This window comes from Prosthecobacter algae (genome assembly GCF_039542385.1).
In the GTDB taxonomy this organism is placed as follows: Bacteria; Verrucomicrobiota; Verrucomicrobiia; order Verrucomicrobiales; family Verrucomicrobiaceae; genus Prosthecobacter; species Prosthecobacter algae.
Genome location: NZ_BAABIA010000002.1, coordinates 175,745 through 194,410, shown reverse-complemented (window position 1 = coordinate 194,410; position 18,666 = coordinate 175,745). Strand labels below are relative to the sequence as shown.

Annotated in this window: 15 protein-coding genes; 7 read left to right on the top strand and 8 right to left on the bottom strand. The window is 57.0% G+C overall.

Features of this window, described 5'->3' with window-relative positions:
* The first annotated feature begins 3 nt into the window (after positions 1-3).
* Both ABEB25_RS04280 and ABEB25_RS04275 read left to right on the top strand, forming a co-directional pair.
* Positions 4-654, top strand: a complete 651-nt coding sequence (locus ABEB25_RS04280; RefSeq protein WP_345735144.1) for a response regulator transcription factor — start codon at positions 4-6, stop codon at positions 652-654.
* Entirely contained in the window at positions 651-2,096 is a 1,446-nt protein-coding gene (locus ABEB25_RS04275; protein WP_345735143.1) for a sensor histidine kinase, read from the top strand. Before ABEB25_RS04280 ends, ABEB25_RS04275 begins: the two co-directional genes overlap by 4 nt.
* Before the next feature lie 6 nt (positions 2,097-2,102).
* Here ABEB25_RS04275 and ABEB25_RS04270 read toward each other — a convergent pair whose 3' ends face one another.
* From ABEB25_RS04270 to ABEB25_RS04260, 3 genes are all read right to left on the bottom strand, one after another.
* A complete protein-coding gene (locus ABEB25_RS04270; protein ID WP_345735142.1) occupies positions 2,103-4,400 on the bottom strand; it encodes a protein kinase domain-containing protein in 2,298 nt (765 codons plus the stop codon).
* Between the two features lie 146 nt (positions 4,401-4,546).
* A complete protein-coding gene (locus ABEB25_RS04265) occupies positions 4,547-5,308 on the bottom strand; it encodes an RNA polymerase sigma factor (protein WP_345735141.1) in 762 nt (253 codons plus the stop codon).
* A 50-nt stretch (positions 5,309-5,358) separates the two neighbouring features.
* On the bottom strand, positions 5,359-6,282 hold the full coding sequence (locus tag ABEB25_RS04260; RefSeq protein ID WP_345735140.1) for a LysR family transcriptional regulator: 924 nt from the start codon (positions 6,280-6,282) through the stop codon (positions 5,359-5,361).
* Positions 6,283-6,366: 84 nt separating this feature from the next.
* On the opposite strand from ABEB25_RS04260, the gene metE reads away from it, so the two are divergent.
* Together metE and metF are read left to right on the top strand one after the other, a co-directional pair.
* Positions 6,367-8,706 (top strand): 5-methyltetrahydropteroyltriglutamate--homocysteine S-methyltransferase, encoded by a 2,340-nt coding sequence (gene metE / locus ABEB25_RS04255; protein WP_345735623.1) that lies wholly within the window; start codon positions 6,367-6,369, stop codon positions 8,704-8,706.
* A gap of 4 nt (positions 8,707-8,710) precedes the next feature.
* Positions 8,711-9,631 carry a methylenetetrahydrofolate reductase [NAD(P)H] gene (metF, locus tag ABEB25_RS04250; RefSeq protein WP_345735139.1) on the top strand — a complete coding sequence of 307 codons (921 nt, stop codon included), beginning with the start codon at positions 8,711-8,713 and terminating at the stop codon, positions 9,629-9,631.
* A 56-nt stretch (positions 9,632-9,687) separates the two neighbouring features.
* On the opposite strand, the gene ABEB25_RS04245 is transcribed toward metF, so the two are convergent.
* Positions 9,688-10,701 (bottom strand): hypothetical protein, encoded by a 1,014-nt coding sequence (locus ABEB25_RS04245; protein ID WP_345735138.1) that lies wholly within the window; start codon positions 10,699-10,701, stop codon positions 9,688-9,690.
* A gap of 20 nt (positions 10,702-10,721) precedes the next feature.
* On the bottom strand, positions 10,722-11,186 hold the full coding sequence (locus ABEB25_RS04240) for a flavodoxin domain-containing protein (protein WP_345735137.1): 465 nt from the start codon (positions 11,184-11,186) through the stop codon (positions 10,722-10,724).
* A gap of 148 nt (positions 11,187-11,334) precedes the next feature.
* Here ABEB25_RS04240 and ABEB25_RS04235 point away from each other — a divergent pair, with 148 nt between their 5' ends.
* On the top strand, positions 11,335-12,564 hold the full coding sequence (locus ABEB25_RS04235; protein ID WP_345735136.1) for an outer membrane protein assembly factor BamB family protein: 1,230 nt from the start codon (positions 11,335-11,337) through the stop codon (positions 12,562-12,564).
* A gap of 1 nt (position 12,565) precedes the next feature.
* On the opposite strand, the gene kefF is transcribed toward ABEB25_RS04235, so the two are convergent.
* Positions 12,566-13,099, bottom strand: a complete 534-nt coding sequence (gene kefF / locus ABEB25_RS04230) for a glutathione-regulated potassium-efflux system oxidoreductase KefF (protein WP_345735135.1) — start codon at positions 13,097-13,099, stop codon at positions 12,566-12,568.
* 149 nt (positions 13,100-13,248) lie between these two features.
* Positions 13,249-15,225: a transketolase gene (tkt, locus tag ABEB25_RS04225; protein WP_345735134.1), complete on the bottom strand. Its 1,977-nt coding sequence runs from the start codon at positions 15,223-15,225 to the stop codon at positions 13,249-13,251.
* A gap of 212 nt (positions 15,226-15,437) precedes the next feature.
* On the opposite strand from tkt, the gene ABEB25_RS04220 reads away from it, so the two are divergent.
* Positions 15,438-17,315 carry a DUF1592 domain-containing protein gene (locus ABEB25_RS04220; protein ID WP_345735133.1) on the top strand — a complete coding sequence of 626 codons (1,878 nt, stop codon included), beginning with the start codon at positions 15,438-15,440 and terminating at the stop codon, positions 17,313-17,315.
* Positions 17,316-17,327: 12 nt separating this feature from the next.
* On the opposite strand, the gene ABEB25_RS04215 is transcribed toward ABEB25_RS04220, so the two are convergent.
* The gene (locus ABEB25_RS04215; protein ID WP_345735132.1) at positions 17,328-18,020 is read right to left on the bottom strand and encodes a M23 family metallopeptidase; all 693 of its coding nucleotides are present in this window, start codon (positions 18,018-18,020) and stop codon (positions 17,328-17,330) included.
* Positions 18,021-18,131: 111 nt separating this feature from the next.
* On the opposite strand from ABEB25_RS04215, the gene ABEB25_RS04210 reads away from it, so the two are divergent.
* Positions 18,132-18,602: a Fur family transcriptional regulator gene (locus ABEB25_RS04210; protein WP_345735131.1), complete on the top strand. Its 471-nt coding sequence runs from the start codon at positions 18,132-18,134 to the stop codon at positions 18,600-18,602.
* Positions 18,603-18,666: the final 64 nt, after the last annotated feature.

The window sequence follows — 18,666 nt, the reverse complement described above, 5'->3', positions numbered from 1 at the left end:
ACCATGAGAATCCTCGTCATCGAAGATGATCCGCACCTCCTCCGTAGTCTGGCGGCGAATTTGCGAGAGGAAAATTATGCGGTGGATACGGCGATGGATGGTCTGGAAGGGCTAACCAAAGCCCTGGATGAAAGCTATGATGCCCTGGTGCTGGATGTGATGATGCCGCGCATGAATGGCTGGGAAGTTCTCGCCCGGCTGCGTCCCTCCTGTAAAACTCCGGTGCTGATGCTGACGGCCAAGGACACCGTTCAAGACCGCGTGAAGGGCTTGGATCAAGGGGCCGACGATTACCTCACCAAACCTTTTGATATTGATGAACTACTGGCTCGTCTGCGGGCTCTTATTCGGCGGGCAGCAGGTCAAACCCACCCCGTCCTGGAGATTGGCCCTCTGTCGCTGGACACGGCGATCCGTCTTGTGAAACTCTTTGGGCAGGAAGTGCCGCTGACTGCCCGTGAGTACGCACTGCTGGAGTACCTGGCCCTGCATCGTGGGCAGGTGGTCACCCGCACCACTCTATACGAACACCTTTTCGATGAGGAAGACAGCACGCTATCAAACCTCCTGGACGTGCATGTTTCGAATCTGCGTAAGAAGCTAGGTTCGGACATCATCACCACACGCCGAGGTCACGGTTACTGCATCGTATGAAGACCTTTTTTCACTCACTACGCTGGCGGCTGCAGGCCTGGCATGGGCTGCTACTGCTACTCGTTGTTGTAGGGTCCACCGCCCCTGCTTACCGGCTTGCGAGGGATAACCAGATGCAGCGGCTGGATAAGGAACTCAGCCAGTTGGAGCGGAATCTTGTGCGCTCCTTGTTAGACTTGGTTCAGGCCAGCCCACCTTCTCCAGTTTCTGAAGAGCCTTCGCAACGCCAATTTTTGGGCCCTGCTGACTTTGTCCGCCGTCTGGTCGGCCAACCTGTGCAGTTACCAGAAGCTATCCTGGTTCAGTTTCGTGGCAACCAGCCAGGTTACGCCTACTTCAGTGTCCGGGACCGAAACGATCAAATCATTCTCCAGTCCGAGAATGCTCCGACGGATTTGGTTTTTCTGCCTTTGCCGACCGTGGATTTGGTTGAGGAGACGCGTAGCGTCGGCACGCGCCGTGAAACCCTGCGAAGTTCGGTGCATGGGCTAAAGGTCGTCGTAGGACGAGACATCACCCCTGAGTTGCATGAAATGCACAGCATCGCCTGGCTGCATTTATTCATCGGTCTCGGTGTTTGGTTATTCGGTTTGTTAGGCGGTTGGTGGCTCTCAGGTCGCGCCATCCGCCCCATCCGCACCATCAGCCAAACCGCTGCCCGCATCGCGGAGGGCAACCTTAAGGAGCGCATAGACATCCGCGAAATGGATACGGAACTGGGCGAACTGAGCCAGGTGCTGAACCAGACCTTTGAGCGTCTGCACGCCGCATTTGAGCGCCAACGCCAGTTTACTGCCGATGCCTCGCATGAGCTTCGCACGCCCATTACCATCTTGCTCTCGGAAACGCATCGCCTGCTCAAACGTGAGCGCTCACCGGAAGAATATCGTGAAGCTCTGGAAACCTGCGAGGCCACCGCCCAGCGAATGCGACGCTTGGTGGAGTCTCTGCTTTTACTCGCTCGTCAAGAGAACCCACCTGCCGCTGCGGCTCATCATTCTGTGTGTGATCTTTCGAGGGTCCTCAAAGAGGCAGCCGATCACTTGACCCCGCTCGCGAGAGAACGTGGTTTCCGCATTGAGACTACCCTTTCCCCCACTGTCTGCCGTGTCGATGCAGAAACCCTCTCCCTGTTGGCAACCAATCTCATGGCCAATGCCCTGCAGCATGGGGGTAATGTGAAGCTGTCCTGCGCCTCGCAGGGGCAGCAGGCAGTCTTTTCTGTGGAGGATGATGGGCCTGGCATTGATGAGGCCGATCAACCGCATGTTTTTGAGCGTTTTTACCGGGCAGACCAAGCCCGTACGGGCAACTCCGGGCACTCAGGCCTTGGGTTGGCGATAGCCAAAGCCATTGTGGACAATCACGGTGGCACCCTCACCTTGCGAAGTACGCTGGGGAAGGGTGCCTGCTTTGAGGTCCATCTGCCAGCCGGGGAGTGATCTGCATCAGCGTTTCCGTTTTGCCAACGCTTCAGCGATCTTGGTCTCGAGCGTAGCCCCGCGAAGATCCGTTGCTATGATCTTACCGGTATCACCATCAATCAATACTGTGGCAGGGATACCGCGGACTCCATACAGCTTGACCAGAGCTGAATCAAACTCCGCCGCATCACACACCTGCGGCCATACCATGCGATGCTTTGTCAGTATCGCTGGGAGATTATCGAGACTCTTTTCCGTATCTAGGCTGACGCTCAAAATTTCAAGCCCCTGATCATGAAACTTATCGTAAGCAGCAGAGACATTTGGCAATTCCCGGATGCAAGGGCCGCACCAAGTGGCCCAAAAGTCCAGCAGCAGAAGCTTGCCCTGGTAGCTCTTCGGGATCTCCACCGTGCCATGTTTCATCGTGCTGGCCGTAAATGCGGGTGCCACTTCTCCTGGTAGGATTTTCGCGCCTATAAGACGTGTCTTTGGCATGGTTTGTGGGGGTAGCTTTTGCGGGGCGATAGGGTTATTTTTCAAAGGCTCTTGGGGCTCGATGTGCGCCGCTTGAACCATAGCATTCCCAGAGGGCGAAATATCCGAGAGGAGAAATTTAACCTGATTGATCTGAAACGTCGTTGCATCGGCAAAGTACTTTCCCGTGCGTCGGTATTCGCCATCGCCATCAGTATCCACATGGATGGAGGCCCCGGTACTAAAGTCGCCATCTCCATCTGAATCTCTCAAAACAACTGGCAGCCAGATCCCTTTGGGACCTTGGATTTTACCCTCGGTATAACTATCCAAAGAATAAACGATTGTAGGAGGACTCTCGCTATCCAGGGACTGTGGCATCGTATGGAAACGCACACTCACTCGGGAGTATTCTCCCTCATAAGGAAGACTCGCCCAGCCAGTGCCGCTCAAGCTGAAGCTACCGTTCTTGAGCCTGCCCATATGCTCAAGTTCGGCGGGCGAGTCATCCGTGAGATCGCCATTGCCATTGCTATCCAGGATTACTCGCGTCTCTGTTTTCCCCACCGCCCGGTCCACTAAAAAAGTGAGGGTGCTGAATTTGGACAGCGCCTTCGATCCTAGCTTCACCTGAGCATAAAAAGGCCGCAGCAAATTGTCTGGAAGGCGAGTGATGCTATCAGGCTTGGTCGGGGTCGTTTTCAGGAGGGTCGGTTTGTAGCTTCCCACACGTTGCACGCCACCTTCTGCATGCCACTGGAGAGGGATACGAATAGGCTCTACGTTGCCTTGAGTCATATCCGTCGATCCACGCATATCGGATTGACCATACTTGCTGTTAGGTGGTCGGCCAGGTTTTGAATAAAAAACCCGGATGACCAAGAAGATGCTGAAAAGGGCGATGATGGTACCGATGACCGAAAGGGTGGCAACTTGCAGGGTGCTGGCTTTGCGGGTCGAGTTTTTGAGCGTTTGTTTTTGAGGCGAGGGCGTGTGTTGAATCGTGGCCAATTGAGTGCGGAAATCTGCTGCTGTTTGAAACCGTAGCTCAGGGGATTTTTCCAGCGCCCGAAGTACAATCTCGTCCAGACGCACATCCACCTGGATGCGCTCTGACGGCGGCTGGAGGCTGGCTGTGGGAAGTTCTCCGGTGAGCAGCTCATACAGCACCACCCCTAGCGAATAAATGTCTGCCCGGTGATCCGGTGCCGCGCACTCTTTTTGCTCTGGGGCCATGTACGGCGGCGTCCCGCCGATGAAGGTGGCATGTGTCTCCTGCGTAGTGCCATCCGTCTCCTCACTTGACTCCGCATGGCCCACCATTTTAGCAATGCCAAAGTCGGCTATTTTGATCTGCCCTTGCTTGTTCAGCAGCAGGTTTTCAGGCTTGATGTCACGATGCACAATGCCCCGCTCATGGGCGTACTGTAGCGCTTCGCAAACTGGGGGTACGATGGCGAGCGCTTGCTCTGGGGTGATGCGCCCTGCTTGCATGGCCTGCCGGAGGTTCACCCCATCCACATACTCCATCAGCAGGTAGTAAAAGCCGCCGCTTTCCCCGAAGTCATACACCGTGACGATGTTTTGATGAACCATCTGGGCCAGTGCCCGGGCCTCCGTGGCAAAGCGTTGGGCAAAGGCGCGATCCTTCTCAGTATCCGGTGAGAGAAGCTTGAGCGCCACAAAGCGGTCCAGGCTCTTTTGTTTGGCCTTATATACCACGCCCATGCCCCCCCGGCCAATGAGTTCTAACACTTCCAGTTGCGGAAAATGTGGGGCGAGTTCCTCCGGAGTCAGCAGCTTTTGTGGCGCCGTTGCTGGTTGGGTGGCCTGTGTCCAATTCATCGCCACCCCCATGAGGCAGACTGGGCATAGATCATGATGGGTGCTCTCAGTGATGGGTTCACCACATTTAGGGCAGGGATGGGAAGAAGGACTGAGTTCGCTCATACCGAATGCCTGACGGGTTTGCTGACAACAGTTGCAAAATTTTAGCGACTTCTCAGGGCCGCGAAAAGCACGCGCATCTCTTCTTCCACATCAGCACCGTCCTCCAGTGTGGAGGCCACCTCCTCTCGTACCTTCATTCGAAAGCTTTGTTTCAGCCGATGCACCGCTGATTTCAGCGAGTTCAAGTTCATGCCCAGACTTTGAGCCAAAGCCGCCTGATCTCCATGATCGGAATTTCCGGTCAACCACGGCGTGAGTTTTTCAAAAAGCGCTCCTCGTTCTTCCTTATCACACTCCTGCTTCAATGACTTTAAGGCGCGCTCCAGCACGGTCAAAGCCCATTGCCGATCAAACGCTGCATCGGGTGTAAGTTGATCTTCATCCCGCAGGCTCTGCGCCGCATCATCATCCATAGAGACAGGTTTCACCCCTGACCCACGCTTTAGTCGCTGCTCCAGTTCATGCTGGCGAAGGAGAAAATGTTTCACTGCGCCTAGCAGGTAGGAACGAAAGCGACCGCGCATTTGTTCGGCTGTACGGATGGCTTCACCTCGTAACATGTAGGCGAAGAATTCATGGGCCAGTTCCTGCGCGGCATCAGGGTCCCGCAGCTCCCGGCGCAGGTAGGCCATTACAGGCGCGTAGTAGATGTCACAGAGGTCTCTCAGCGCCTCGCGTCCTTCATGGGAGGATTCCTTTGCCCGCACCACCTGCGTCCACCGAGTGGTGTAAAAATGACCAGTCTGCTGCATCGCGCCGAGAGCAGGGGGATGAGACGATGGATCCGCAGGCAAGTTCATCATGAGGAGAATAATGGCATCATGATCTTTGTACGCGGAAAAGTTGCAGGAAATCAGTCCTCTTCCCCGACTGGTCGGATACGTTTTAGGGAATCAAAACTCACCCGCTTCATGATGTTCATGAATTCCTTCATGTATGCCGTTTGGGAAAGGCTGCGTGTCGTCGCCGCATGCAGATTCGCAAACAGGCCCTGCTTGCGCACCGGGCGATATTCCACATAGCCTTTTTCCAAGTAGGGCTGCACGGCCCAGCCAGGCATGGCGGCGATACCCCGGTGACTGGCCACCAGTTGTAAAATGGCCACCGTCAGCATCGCGGTGCGCCGCACCGGATTCACCCCCACTGGCCCCAGCACCTCCCGAATGATGTCGATGCGATCATCCGGAATCGGGTAGGTGATCAGCGTTTCTTTGGCAAAGTCCTGTGCTGTCAGAAAAGCCTTTCTACTCAGTGGGTGTTTTCGTGCGATCAGCGCCAGCACCTCATAACGAAACAATGGATGATAGACCACATCCTTACGGGGTGGGGCTTTGGAGACGATGACTAGATCCGCCTGATCTTCTAGGAGCAGCCCGGTGGGGTCCGGTTGAAAGCCAGACACCAGATCCATCTCCACTTCCGGCCAGGCTTCGCGAAAGCTATCCATCGCAGGCATCAGCCAGTCAAAGCAGGAGTGGCATTCCACGGCGATCCTGAGTTGCCCGGCCTTCCCTTCTGCAATGCGTGCCACATCCCGCTCACACTGCTGCATGGTTTTCACTACCTCATAGGCCGTGCCTAACAAACGCTCACCCGCCGGGCTCAATCGTAGCGGGCTGCTTTTTCGCTGAAACAATTCCACGCCCAGGTGCTCTTCCACCGCTTTGATTTGGTGTGATAAAGCAGGCTGTGACAGGTGAAGACGGCGACCTGCTTTGGAGAGATTTCCCGTTTCAGAAAGGGCGATAAGGGCCTGGAGATGGCGGACTTCGAGCATTCGCCATTATAAGCAATTTGAATGATGATCCACAAAACTCTGTGGATTGTTTATATCGAAACTGGCGATAGTTGTTTTATCGCCATGAGCGATATCTACACACACAATCTGGGCTACCCACGGATCGGGCAGCAACGCGAACTCAAAAAAGCCACGGAAGCTTACTGGCACGGACGCCTCACTCGCGAGGACCTGGAGGCCACGGGCCGCCGCCTGCGCAAGCAAAATTGGGCCACTCAGCAGGCCGCTGGCATGGACCTCATTCCCTGCAACGACTTCACCTTCTACGACCAGATGCTGGATTTTTCCTGTCTCATCGGCAACGTCCCTCCGCGCTTTGGCTGGAAGGGCGAGACGATGGATCTGGACACCCTGTTTCTCATGGCTCGCGGTTCCCGTGGCGAAGCCCATGACACCTGTGATCATGGCTGTAGCCAGCAGCCCGCCTTTGCCTGTGAGATGACCAAGTGGTTCGATACCAACTACCACTACATCGTCCCTGAATTTCGCTCCATCACCCAGTTCAAACTGGTCGGGGACAAAGTCTTTCGTGAATTTGAAGAAGCTCAGTCTTTGGGTCATCGAGCCAAACCCGTGCTGCCTGGTCCTGTGACTTACCTTTCGTTAGGTAAAGTTCAAGATTCAGCGAACCCTGACTTCGACCGCTTCAGCCTTCTCGATGGGCTTTTGGATGTCTATGAACAGATACTCCAGCGTCTGCAAAGGCTGGGGGCTGAGTGGGTGCAGATTGATGAACCGATCTTCGGTCTCGATCTTTCCAAGACTCAGCGGGATGCTGTTTTGGTTGCTTGGCAGCGTTTAGCTAAGGCTGCTCCAGGCTTAAAAATTATGGTCACGAGTTACTTCGGCGAACTGCGTGAAAACCTTCCCCTCTTCCTTTCCTTGCCCGTTCAAGCCTTGCACTTCGATGCCGTGCGCGGCGGGGCAGAACTGGATGCCTTGTTGGCTCGTTTCCCTTCGAACAAGATTCTCTCCCTCGGTGTGGTAGATGGGCGCAATATTTGGAAAAATGACTTCACCGCCTCCTTGCGAATCTTGGCGGAAGCTCAGGCTGTAGTCGGTTCTGAAAGACTCTGGGTCGCCCCCTCCTGCTCCCTTCAGCATTCTCCCGTCACCTTGGCCAATGAGCCATCTCTAGATGCCGAACTCAAAGGCTGGATGTCCTTTGCCGATCAAAAACTGGAAGAGGTTACCACCCTTAGCGGTCTGTTGAGAGGCACTGCGGATCAAAGCTTGCTTCGATCCAATCAAGAGGCGCTTCAGGCTCGTCGTGAAAGCTCACGCATCCACCGTGCGGAAGTGAAGACTCGCTTAGCCTCAGTGAAGGCCACGGACTATGATCGCCAATCACCCTTCGCACAGCGTCAATCCTTGCAGCAGGCCAAGTTGAAATTGCCGGAGTTCCCAACCACCACCATCGGGTCCTTTCCCCAGACCGCTGAGGTCCGTGCCATGCGCGGCCGGTGGAAGAAAGGCGAACTCAGCACGGAAGCCTACGAAGTCTTTCTCCAACAGGAGATCCAGCACTGCGTAACTTTTCAGGATGAGATCGGCATGGACATGCCCGTCCACGGAGAATTCGAGCGAAATGACATGGTGGAATACTTTGGCGAACAGCTCGACGGTTTTGTCTTCACTCAAAACGGTTGGGTGCAGAGTTATGGCTCCCGTTATGTGAAACCCCCAATCATCTTTGGCGATGTCAGCCGTCCCATTCCCATGACCGTCCGCTGGTCCCAGTATGCCCAGTCGCTGACATCGCGCCCAATGAAGGGCATGCTCACCGGGCCCGTCACCATCCTGCAGTGGAGCTTTGTACGTGATGACCAGCCTCGTTCTGAAACCACCCGCCAAATCGCCCTCGCCATTCGGGATGAAGTCGTGGATCTCGAGACCGCGGGCATCGCCGCCATTCAGATTGATGAGCCTGCCATCCGAGAGGGCCTGCCGCTACGCCGCAGCGACTGGGCAGCTTACCTGGACTGGGCCGTGAATGCCTTCCGCCTCTGCGCCAGCGGTGTGCGGGACGATACCCAGATCCACACGCATATGTGCTATTCCGAATTCAATGACATCATTGAATCGATCGCCGCCATGGATGCCGATGTCATCACCATTGAAACCTCCCGGTCTAACATGGAGTTGCTCGAGGCCTTTGTGGATTTCAAGTATCCCAACGAAATTGGACCAGGTGTGTATGACATCCACTCTCCGCGCGTGCCCAGTGTGGAGGAAATGGTGGCCCTCATGCATAAGGCGGAGGCCGTCATTCCTCGTGCGCAGTTGTGGATCAATCCCGACTGCGGCCTCAAAACCCGAAGTTGGGTGGAAGTGAGATCTTCCCTCCTTCACATGGTGGAGGCTGCACGCCAGCTTCGTGCCAGTAAGCCTGTAAACGCCTAACGACATGCATATCAAAGACATCTTTCTGGCCGCGCAACGTCCCACGTTGTCGTTTGAGTTTTTTCCTCCTCGCACCCCTGAATCCGTGAAAGAGTTGCAGGATTCCCTGCAGCAGCTCGCAGCCTGGCGGCCTGACTTCGTCAGCGTCACCTATGGCGCGGGCGGCAGCACGCGGGATCGGACCCAGGCGCTGGTCGGGGAGCTCAGCCAGTCGGATGTCTTTGATCCCATTCCTCACCTGACCTGCGTGGGCCACACGCAGGCAGAGGTTAGGCTACTTTTAGAAAATTACGCCGCCGCAGGTGTTAGCAATGTGCTGGCACTGCTCGGCGATTTACCGAACCAAGAGACACGGGAGGGCGATTTTAAAACCGCTGCCGATTTGGTCCGTTTCATCCGTCAGTTCAATGAACAAGGCCTGCATCCAGACCCACGCGGATTTGGTATCGGTGTCGCTTGTTTTCCAGAAGGTCACCCCGCCACGCCTAACCGAATGCTGGAAATGGATTACCTAAAGGCCAAGGTGGATGCCGGGGCTGACTACCTGTGCACTCAGGTCTTTTTTGACAATCATGACTTCCATGACTTCCGCGCCCGCTGTGAGCTGGCTGGCATCCACGCCCCCATCCTCGCTGGCATCCTGCCTTTGACCCAGCCAAGTAGCCTGCGCCGCATGGCGGAATTATCCGCAGGCTCGCGTTATCCCGCTCGCCTACTTCGTTGTTTCCAGAGGGCAGGGGACGATGCCGAAGCCTTCCGCCAAGTCGGTATCCACCACGCCATCACCCAGTGTGCCGATCTTCTGGATCACGGCGTCTCAGGCATCCACTACTACACTCTCAACAAAGCCACCGCCACCGTGCAGGTGCTGCGTGGCCTCGGGTACAGTAGTCACCACTCTCCGAGTAATGCGATCCAGAGATGATACTTTATGGCAAATCTGTTAACGCCTCACCTTTCGCATCACTCGGAAAGTGATGACTACTGTACAATCCCGGATTCCTTGAGCACATCGGCCCATTGGTCTCTTTGCCAGGAGGCTGCTTCGGGTCTTAAGCCTACACCGCCAGCAAACTCACCGCGCACATCATAAAACTCGATGCAGATGACTTCGTCACCGCCGAGTTCAAAGCGAGTCGCCCAGGTCTGGCCTCGGTGGTTGCAGCCGCGCAGGGTCATTTGAGAGGCCTCACCAAAAAAGGTGGTGCCGCAGCCACACTCACCCCAGTGAGTGGGGAAAAAGCCGCTGGGGAGAAACACCGCCTCATTGCGCACCGCTCCGCCGAGAGGCACTTGGCCCAGGGTCATGGATTGTAGCGCCTGCCGCACCACCCTGCGCGGCAGGCGCCAGGCCAGATCCTGCCCCGCTGCCTCCAGCGCGGAGAGGCGGGAGACGCCCTCCATGCCGGGAAAGGCAGAGTCAGGCAGGCTTCTCGAGAGGCCCTTCCAGAGCTGCCGCACCGTCTGTGAATCAGGTGCAGGTGGCTCTTTTCGGACTTCGGATTTCTGGCCAAAGGGGTGGGGCCGCCGTCCACTTGCGTGACGGGCCACAAGGTCCTCAAAGACCTCGTAGTCGGACCAATTGGTGACAAGGATCTTCAAGCATCCTTCACCACCACGATCAAAAAATTGGAAACTGGCCACCTGCTGGTCGCCTACGGTTTCGACCACCGCCATGCCCCCGCCTAAAGCAGCCGGTCGCAGCTCGGCCCCGGAACTCAGGCACACCCATTCATCACCGCCGGGGTAATTTTGAAACCAAGGCCGCTCCCAGGCGACAGCCAGGCTTAAGGGGCCGTGGGCCGCCGTGACCATCACCAGACCCAGTTCTCGCAGATTGCTGAAAAATTCAGTCCATTGACCATCCAGGTGAATGGCTAGCGCGGCACCGCCATCTGCCTCAAAGCACCATTCTGGGCGCACTCGCCGCAGATCAAAAGTATGGGCCGGAAAGCTGTAAGCAATGCGTGGCGAATGATGCGAGGTGGAATCCATGATCAAAGTGCAATCAAGAGTTAGGCTGCCAGCAAACGCTCCTCCGCCAGGATGGCGAACACGCCTTCAATCCAGGCGTCGCAGGGATCCTCATAGTCAATGTCGCAGTCCACTCGGGTATGAAAGCGGGTGGCTCCATGTGCCTCCAGCGCTTCATCATAATCTTTGCCGCACTGGCAAAAACGATCATAACAAGAATCTCCTAAAGCCAGAACGGAGTATCGCAGATGCTCCAGGCGGAAACGGGGGTGGTTGACCACCTGCTCATAAAAATTCTCGGTGCCGTCCGGTGGATCGCCATCGCCATAAGTACTGGTGATGAGGAGGGCAGTATCAAACTGCATCAGCACATCCGCCGTGGAATCCATCATGTTTTCCAGCACTGGATCGTACCCACGCTGCCGGGCGACGCTGGCGGCTTTTTCTGCGCAGGATTCAGAGTTCCCTGAAAAGGTGCCGAAGAGGATGAGAAGTGGCTTGGACATGGTTGGATGACACCGCATCATTGCCTCAGCCCCGATCCTCCTGCTGCCGCTGGTTTGTCATGAATGGTCGAAGAAATGACTTCCTTTCACCAGCCGCACTGCGTGAAATGGGCCTGCCTTCACAGCCGTATTAAAGGCATCTCTCCCCATGAAAATCTGGCTTTGCTTCTTGGCCCTCACCCAGCTCGTCTCAGCGGCAGACTGGCCGCGCTGGCGCGGGCCCACAGGGGATGGGCGTTGGAATCCCGAGAACGTGCCTGCCGACTTAGCCAATCGCCCACCAGAGCAGCTTTGGACTGCCGATATCGCCGGTGGTTATGGGGGTGTTACCACCAGTGATGGGCGGGTCTATGTTTTGGATCGCCCCAAAGAACCTCAGGATATTGAACGCATCCTTTGTTATGCCGAAGATTCGGGCAAGCTGCTATGGTCGCAGAGCTGGCCCGCCGTCTATGGACGGATGGACTATGGCACAGGCCCTCGATCCTCAGTCTCGCTTCAGGAGGGCAAAGCCTACGTTTTAGGAGCTGCGGGCATGGCCCTGTGCCTGGACGCGGCTGAGGGAAAAATTCTATGGCTGGTAGATACGGTGAAGGAGCATGGTGCGCAGATGCCCACCTGGGGCTTTGCCGCCTCTCCCGTGTTGGATGGAAACAAAGTCCTTTTGCATGTGGGCGCTATGCTAGATGGCAGCGTTCTCGCCTTGGATAAGAACAGCGGCCAGCTTCTCTGGCGCGGTGGGCCAGACCCCGCAGGCTATTGCACGCCCGAGATCATCACCCATGCCGGGCAGCGACAGCTCATCGCTTGGGGGCCAGAGCACATCCAAAGCCTGAACCCCGAGACCGGAGCCACGCTTTGGACCTATCCTTATAAAATCACTTATGGCGTCAGCATTGCGCAGCCGCTTTATCGGGATGGCATCCTGCTGGTATCCGGTTACTGGCACGGCACCAAAGCCCTGCGTCCTGATGCCAAGCCGACTCTACTTTGGAAAAATGAAAAGGACATGTGCGGCCTCATGTCCGCTCCATTATTCAAAGACGGCATCGTTTATCTGCTCGATAAAACCAAGGGGCTGCAAGGCACCGAACTCACCACAGGAAAAATCCTTTGGAGCGATGCCAACACCCTCACCCCGAAAGACCGTAATCCTCAGATGAGCCTCGTCTGGTTGCGTGAAAGTGAAGGACTCGCCGCCCTCCTCAATGCCAGCGGAGAGCTCGTTTATCTCCGCTTGAAGGCCGAGGGCTTTGATGAGCTGGCTCGTCACCAGATCATTGGCAAGACCTGGGCTCACCCCGCCTTTGTGGGAAATCGTATTTATGCCCGTTCCGATACCGCCTTGGTCGCCTTGCGGCTGTGGCCAGACAAATGATTCAGAGATTTCTCAATTCGAGAATGCGCTGCTTGTAACGTTGTGCCCAGACTTGGATCTGCTCGTCCGTCAGTTGCCTAACTCCATGGATGACAAAAGGGTCCAGATACTCCATGCCGCATAGGCGTGCTGTTTGGTCAAAGGGAGCCAGCAGTTCCTTCATCGTGTAGCGGTTGTAGCCTTCCCGATGGTAGGCTTCCTCAGGTCCTCCGGTGGTCAGCGCACTCATCACCTTTTTACCCGCCAGCTTGGTGCCGCCTTCCCCGTAGGCAAAGCCATACTCCAGCACCACATCCTGCCATTCTTTCAGGATCGCAGGCGCCGAGTACCAGTAAAACGGGTGCTGCCACACGATGACCTCATGCTCCAGCAGCAGCTCCTGCTCCGTTTCAAAGTCAATGTGCAGGTTCGGATACTCTTCATAGAGATCACGAAACGTCACGCCTTCCATCCCTTGCACCGCCTCCATCAGCGCCACATTGATGCGGGAGCGATGCAGCGCCGGATGGGCAAAGAGAATGAGGACACGGGCCATGGGATTCAATGGCAGATTTCTGGGCTAGAGCCAAGCGGAGAGAAGGGCTTTTCTCCTCGCTTGATTGAAAAATGGTCGCAAAAAAGGGAGGCTGTTGCCAGCCTCCCTTTGGGATCTTGATCTACGAGGCGGTCTAGGCCGCGTCAGCCTCAGGCGAGGGCCTTGGCGACTGCATCGGCGGTGATGCCAAGTTCCTTGAAGACGACGTTGCCTGGGGCACTGATGCCGAAGCGGTCAATGCCGATGACCTGGCCCTGGGTGCCGACGTATTTCCACCAGAGGCCGGTGACACCGGCTTCGATGGAGATGCGCTTCGTGCAGGCGGCTGGCAGCACGGACTCGCGATACTCAGCGTCCTGACGGTCGAAACGCTCAAAGCAAGGCAGGCTCACGACGCGGACGCCGGGCTTGCCCTTGGCTCCTTCGACGGCCCACTGGACTTCAGAACCGGTGGCGATGACGATGGCTTCCAGGGGGGCGGTTTCCTTCACGAGGACATAACCACCTTTGAGGGTGCCTTCGCGGCGGGTTGCGGCGCTGGCGCTGCCCTGGTGTGGCAGATCCTGACGACTGAGAGCCAGCAGGGTCGGGCCATCGGCGCGGCTGAAGGCAGCGGCAAAAGCGGCCGCTGCTTCTTCTGCATCGCCTGGGCGGATGACGTCCAGATTCGGGATCACACGCAGACCACTGACGGTTTCCACCGGCTGGTGGGTCGGGCCGTCTTCACCCACGCCCACAGAATCATGGGTGAAGATGTAAGTGACAGGCAGCTTGGCCAGGGCGGCCAGGCGGATGCTCGGGCGGCAATAATCCGCGAACACCAGGAAGGTGGCGCAGCTACCCAGGAACAGGCCGTCGTAGGCGATGCCGTTGCAGATCGCGCCCATGGCGTGCTCACGGATGCCGAACCAGATGTTGCGACCCGTCGGGTTGGTGGCGCTGAAGTCACCAGCACCAGTGAGGTAGTTTTTGGTGGAGCCGAAAAGGTCGGCGCTGCCGGTGATGAGATGAGGCACCGCCTTGGCGATGTGGTTCAAGATCTCGCCGCCGCTGTTACGGGTGGCAGCCTTGCCTTCAGTCGGATACTCAGGGATGACCTTGAGGAGGTCTTCAGCCTTCAGGCTGCCATTGCGGGCGGCGTCCAGTTCAGCAGCCAGGCCAGGGTTGGCGGCGCTCCAGGCACTGAAGGTCTGGTTCCACTCCGCGTGGGCGGTGGCACGCTGGGCCTTGAGGTCGGCAAAATAGGCCTTCACCTCGTCGCTGACGTAGAAATGAGTGCCTTCAGGGATGCCCAGGCCTTTTTTGGCGGCGTCCACAAACTTCGCGCCGCCTTCTCCGTGGCCCTTCGCTGTGCCAGCGACTTCAGGGATGCCTTTGCCAATGATGGTCTTGGCGATGATGATCTTCGGCTTGCCGTTGTCGTTCTTCTTGGCGGCTTCGATGGCGTTCTTCACGGCTTCGAGATCGTGTCCGTCAATGGTCACAGCGTCCCAGCCGATGGCGGTGTAGAGAGCCTGGGTGTCTTCGCTCTGGGTCACCTTGGCCATGGCGTCGAGAGTGACGTCGTTGGAATCAAAGATGACGATGAGGTTGTCCAGACCGTTGTGGGCAGCAAAGGCCACCGCTTCACGTGCCACACCTTCTTGGAGACAGCCGTCACCTGCCAGGGCGATGATGTGGTTATCAATGATCTTGTGCTCAGCGGTGTTGTACTTCGCTGCGGCCATCTTGCCGGAAAGGGCATAACCGGCGGCATTGCCGATGCCCTGGCCGAGAGGGCCCGTGGTGGACTCCACTCCAGGAGTTTCATGAAACTCAGGGTGACCGGGGGTGATGGAATGCAGCACGCGGAAGTTCGACACGTCTTCGATGGACACCGCGTAGCCGCTGAGGTGCAGCCAGGAGTAAATGAACATGGAGCCGTGACCTGCGGACAGGATGAAACGGTCGCGGTTCAGCCACTTCGGCTCCGCAGGATCGCACTGGAGGGTTTCACCGAAGAGGACGGCACCGATCTCAGCCGAGCCGAGGGGCAGGCCGAGGTGGCCGGAGGAGCACTTGTGCACGGCGTCCATGGCGAGACCACGGGCTTCGTTGGCGGCTTGAGCGAGGATGGCTTTGTTCATGAGAAGGTTATCAGGGAGTCTGGAGTCAAGATTGTCAAAAGAAGCGCAGGAGGCGGCCAGGCGCAAGAGGGCCGCTATTTACTGGCGCAGGGGGCGGTTTCAAGAGAGAAAACCGCGACGCCTCGTCAACAGCAGGGAGGAGAAGTGAAATTGGGCCGCCGTTTTCCGATTCTGGAAAAAGGCAGCCAACCGTGCCACGTATGCATCCTTACATGATCGAACGCAGCAGTTTTTGGGCAATTTTGGCAAGCAGCTTTCTCGCAGTCACCGCCATGGCGGATGAATCTGCTGTCATGTCCAGGCTGGGAAAGGACATCCTGCCCTTTTTGGAAAAAAACTGCCTGGAGTGCCATGATGCCGATGCCGCTAAGGCCGATATAAACCTGGAACCTCTATGGGATGCTAAATCGGCCCGGCTGGACGTGCGCCTGTGGGATAAAATTGGCGATCAAGTGCGAACCCGGCAAATGCCCCCGCCCAAAGAAAAAATCCAGCCCACCGACGAAGATCGGCAAAAACTAGGCGATTGGATCCAGCAGGCGCAACAAGTCGTGAAGGCGCAAACACCTACGGACCCCGGCTTCCGGAAGGCCCGCCGCCTCACCCGCCGTGAGTATAGCCTGACAATGCGCGACCTTCTCTACGGAGCCAGTGACACGCTGGGCGATGCCTTCCCCACGGATGGCGCTGGCGGCGAGGGTTTCGATAACAATGCAGATACCCTCTTTATCCCACCCCTCCTCATTGAGAAGTTTATCGGGGCCGCCGATGCCGGATTGGCTGCCGCCTGGGGAAAATGGGAGATCAAAAAACAACTCATCACCCAGTGGCCCAGCGAGAGTAAAAAGCCCCAGCAGGCCGCCCAGGAAACGCTGCACACCTTCGCCCGCCGCGCCTACCGCCGTCCTGTCACCGAGGCCGATGTTTCACCGTTGGTCGCCATTTTTGATCGTGGGCTGAAGGGGGGGCTGGACTATGAGACCTCCCTGAAGCGGGCTTTTAAAGCCGTCCTGCTTTCCCCCAAGTTCCTCATTCTCCAGGAGCAGGAGCGCCCCGGTGAAACCAAACCTTGGCAGGTCAGTGGCCATGAAATGGCCCAGCGTCTCTCCTATTTCCTCTGGTCCACTATGCCGGATGCCGAACTCAGCCGCCTGGCGGATGAAGGCAAGCTCCAGGAAGCAGCCGGCATCGAAGCTCAGGTGAAGCGCATGCTGGCAGATCCCAAAGCGGAGGCTTTGACGAAACACTTCGCCGCCCAGTGGTTGGGCCTGGATGCGCTTTTTAACACCGTGGATCCCGATCGCGGCAAGTACAAGGAATTCACCCAGAGCCTGCGCCAGGCCATGTATGACGAAGGGCTGTATTTTTCCTCTGCCATCCTGCGGGAAAACGGTCGCGTGCTCGATTTCCTGGACAGCAAACACACCTTTGTGAATGAGGAACTGGCTCGTCTTTACGAGATTCCCGATGTCAAAGGGCCTGAAATGCGCCGGGTCATGCTGAAGGATGAACGCCGTGGCGGTGTCCTTGGCATGGGTGGCATGCTGGCAGCCACTGCTTACCCCCAGCGCACCAGTCCTGTGCTGCGTGGGAAATGGGTGCTAGAGACCCTCATGGGCACCCCACCGCCGCCACCGCCTGCGAATGTAGGCTCCCTGCCGGAGGATGATCGCAAAATCGAAAACTTGACCTTCCGTCAGCAACTGGAAAAGCACCGCAGCAAAGCCCAGTGCATGGGCTGTCACAATCGCCTCGACCCTCCCGGATTCGGGCTGGAAAACTTCGATCCCATCGGCAAATGGCGCGACAATGAAAATGGCAAAGCTCTGGATGTCTCCGCTAATTTCGTGGATGGACGCACCTTCAGAGGCCCGGCTGAAATGCGCCGCATCCTCATGAGTGAAAAGCACAAATTTGTGCGCAATTTCTGCGCCCGCCTGCTGGGATACGCTCTCGGTCGTGGCCTGGAGCCCCAGGATCAACCCACCCTTCTGCGGCTGGAGGAAACGCTCGTCAAAAACGACTATCACGCCCTGCCGCTCATCATCGCGGTGGCGCAGAGTTACCCTTTCACCCACCGGCGGCAATGACCGACCGCTTTATCAAGGGTTCAGTTTCGGGGCGGCATTCATTTGCTCTTCCGGAGCCCCACGCCTTTGAGCGATGAAGGCCTCTGGGGAGACTCGATTCAGCGGTGCATCCGCATAACCCTGTCCTGGATTGACATACGGCCCTTCACGCACTTCAAAATGCAGATGCGCTAGATACTGTCCATCGGCCGTCCCCACCGTGCCAATTTTTTCTCCCCGATTCACGACCTGTCCTAGCGCGATCAGAATCTTGTCCAAGTGCGCATACACAGTTTGGTAGACACGCTCCTGGCTCGCATCCTCTAGATCTGTCACCCGGTGGGCCAGGATCACCATGTTTCCCCAGCCCGGACCTGGAACCCCGGCATACACCACCTGACCCATCCCTGCTGCAAAGACCGGATCCCCCAAGTCAGAGTTTCCACCGCCAATACCGTTCAGGTCATCGCCCAAATGGCGGGAAATCCGGAAAGGCTGGGCGTTGTAGGTGAAGGCACCATGCGCCGTGCCCATGGGGTGGTCAAACCGGATGGCGAGGGGTAATCGCGCCTTGTCAGCCGCGCTCAGCCGCAAAAAAGCGGGGTCCAAAGGTCTTGCTGAGCTGTTTTTCCGCCGCGTCGTCCACTCTCTCAGGCCCACGGGTTCCCAAATCAGCCATGCCAGCACGCCTAGGAGGCTGAGAGTCGTGGTAAGAGGCAGGCGCATAGGGTGTCTGAGAGCCTTCAATAGACATCATGCGAACAATGAGAGCAAAATGTGATCCTGGCTTGCGTTCAGTCTCAATTAGGCTAGACGTTTCTCAATATGGACCCACGAGTGAAAGAACGCCTCGAAGCACACCTGACCAACACTGGCCTGCGTCGTACCAAGCAGCGTGAGACAATCGTCGAAGCTGCCTTTGCGACCGACGACCACTTCAATGCCGAGGAACTGCTGGAAAAAGCCCGCAAGCTGGATCGCACCGTCTCCCGTGCCACGGTCTATCGTACCTTGCAGTTGTTGGTGGATTGCGACCTCCTCCGCGAGGTGGACCTGGGCCGGGACCAGACCTATTACGACCCCAATTTCCTCGACAAACCCCAGCACAATCACCTCATCTGCCTGGACTGTGATCGTGTGGTGGAGTTTGAAGACGATCACAGTGCCGTTCTGCACGACTGCATTACCCGCCGTCTTGGCTTCCAGCCCCAGATGAAGGCCATGCGCATCCAGGCGCATTGCGATGAATTTGCCAAAACAGGGGGGTGCAAATACAAGACCGAGCACGACGCTGCCCTGGCCCGTTAAGGCTGTGAGAAGGTGTTTTGAGGCCGACTTGTGATCGCGCCAGAAAAGCTTTTTTCCTCTCTGG

What these genes read in the sequence shown, in the direction of transcription:
- ABEB25_RS04275 (WP_345735143.1), top strand. Translation starts at nt 651, where the DNA reads ATGAAGACCTTTTTTCACTCACTACGCTGGCGGCTGCAGGCCTGGCAT.
- ABEB25_RS04260 (WP_345735140.1), bottom strand. Translation starts at nt 6,282, where the DNA reads ATGCTCGAAGTCCGCCATCTCCAGGCCCTTATCGCCCTTTCTGAAACG.
- ABEB25_RS04235 (WP_345735136.1), top strand. Translation starts at nt 11,335, where the DNA reads ATGAAAATCTGGCTTTGCTTCTTGGCCCTCACCCAGCTCGTCTCAGCG.
- metF (WP_345735139.1), top strand. Translation starts at nt 8,711, where the DNA reads ATGCATATCAAAGACATCTTTCTGGCCGCGCAACGTCCCACGTTGTCG.
- ABEB25_RS04220 (WP_345735133.1), top strand. Translation starts at nt 15,438, where the DNA reads ATGATCGAACGCAGCAGTTTTTGGGCAATTTTGGCAAGCAGCTTTCTC.
- metE (WP_345735623.1), top strand. Translation starts at nt 6,367, where the DNA reads ATGAGCGATATCTACACACACAATCTGGGCTACCCACGGATCGGGCAG.
- tkt (WP_345735134.1), bottom strand. Translation starts at nt 15,225, where the DNA reads ATGAACAAAGCCATCCTCGCTCAAGCCGCCAACGAAGCCCGTGGTCTC.
- ABEB25_RS04270 (WP_345735142.1), bottom strand. Translation starts at nt 4,400, where the DNA reads ATGAATTGGACACAGGCCACCCAACCAGCAACGGCGCCACAAAAGCTG.
- ABEB25_RS04280 (WP_345735144.1), top strand. Translation starts at nt 4, where the DNA reads ATGAGAATCCTCGTCATCGAAGATGATCCGCACCTCCTCCGTAGTCTG.
- ABEB25_RS04245 (WP_345735138.1), bottom strand. Translation starts at nt 10,701, where the DNA reads ATGGATTCCACCTCGCATCATTCGCCACGCATTGCTTACAGCTTTCCG.
- ABEB25_RS04265 (WP_345735141.1), bottom strand. Translation starts at nt 5,308, where the DNA reads ATGATGAACTTGCCTGCGGATCCATCGTCTCATCCCCCTGCTCTCGGC.
- kefF (WP_345735135.1), bottom strand. Translation starts at nt 13,099, where the DNA reads ATGGCCCGTGTCCTCATTCTCTTTGCCCATCCGGCGCTGCATCGCTCC.
- ABEB25_RS04215 (WP_345735132.1), bottom strand. Translation starts at nt 18,020, where the DNA reads ATGCGCCTGCCTCTTACCACGACTCTCAGCCTCCTAGGCGTGCTGGCA.
- ABEB25_RS04240 (WP_345735137.1), bottom strand. Translation starts at nt 11,186, where the DNA reads ATGTCCAAGCCACTTCTCATCCTCTTCGGCACCTTTTCAGGGAACTCT.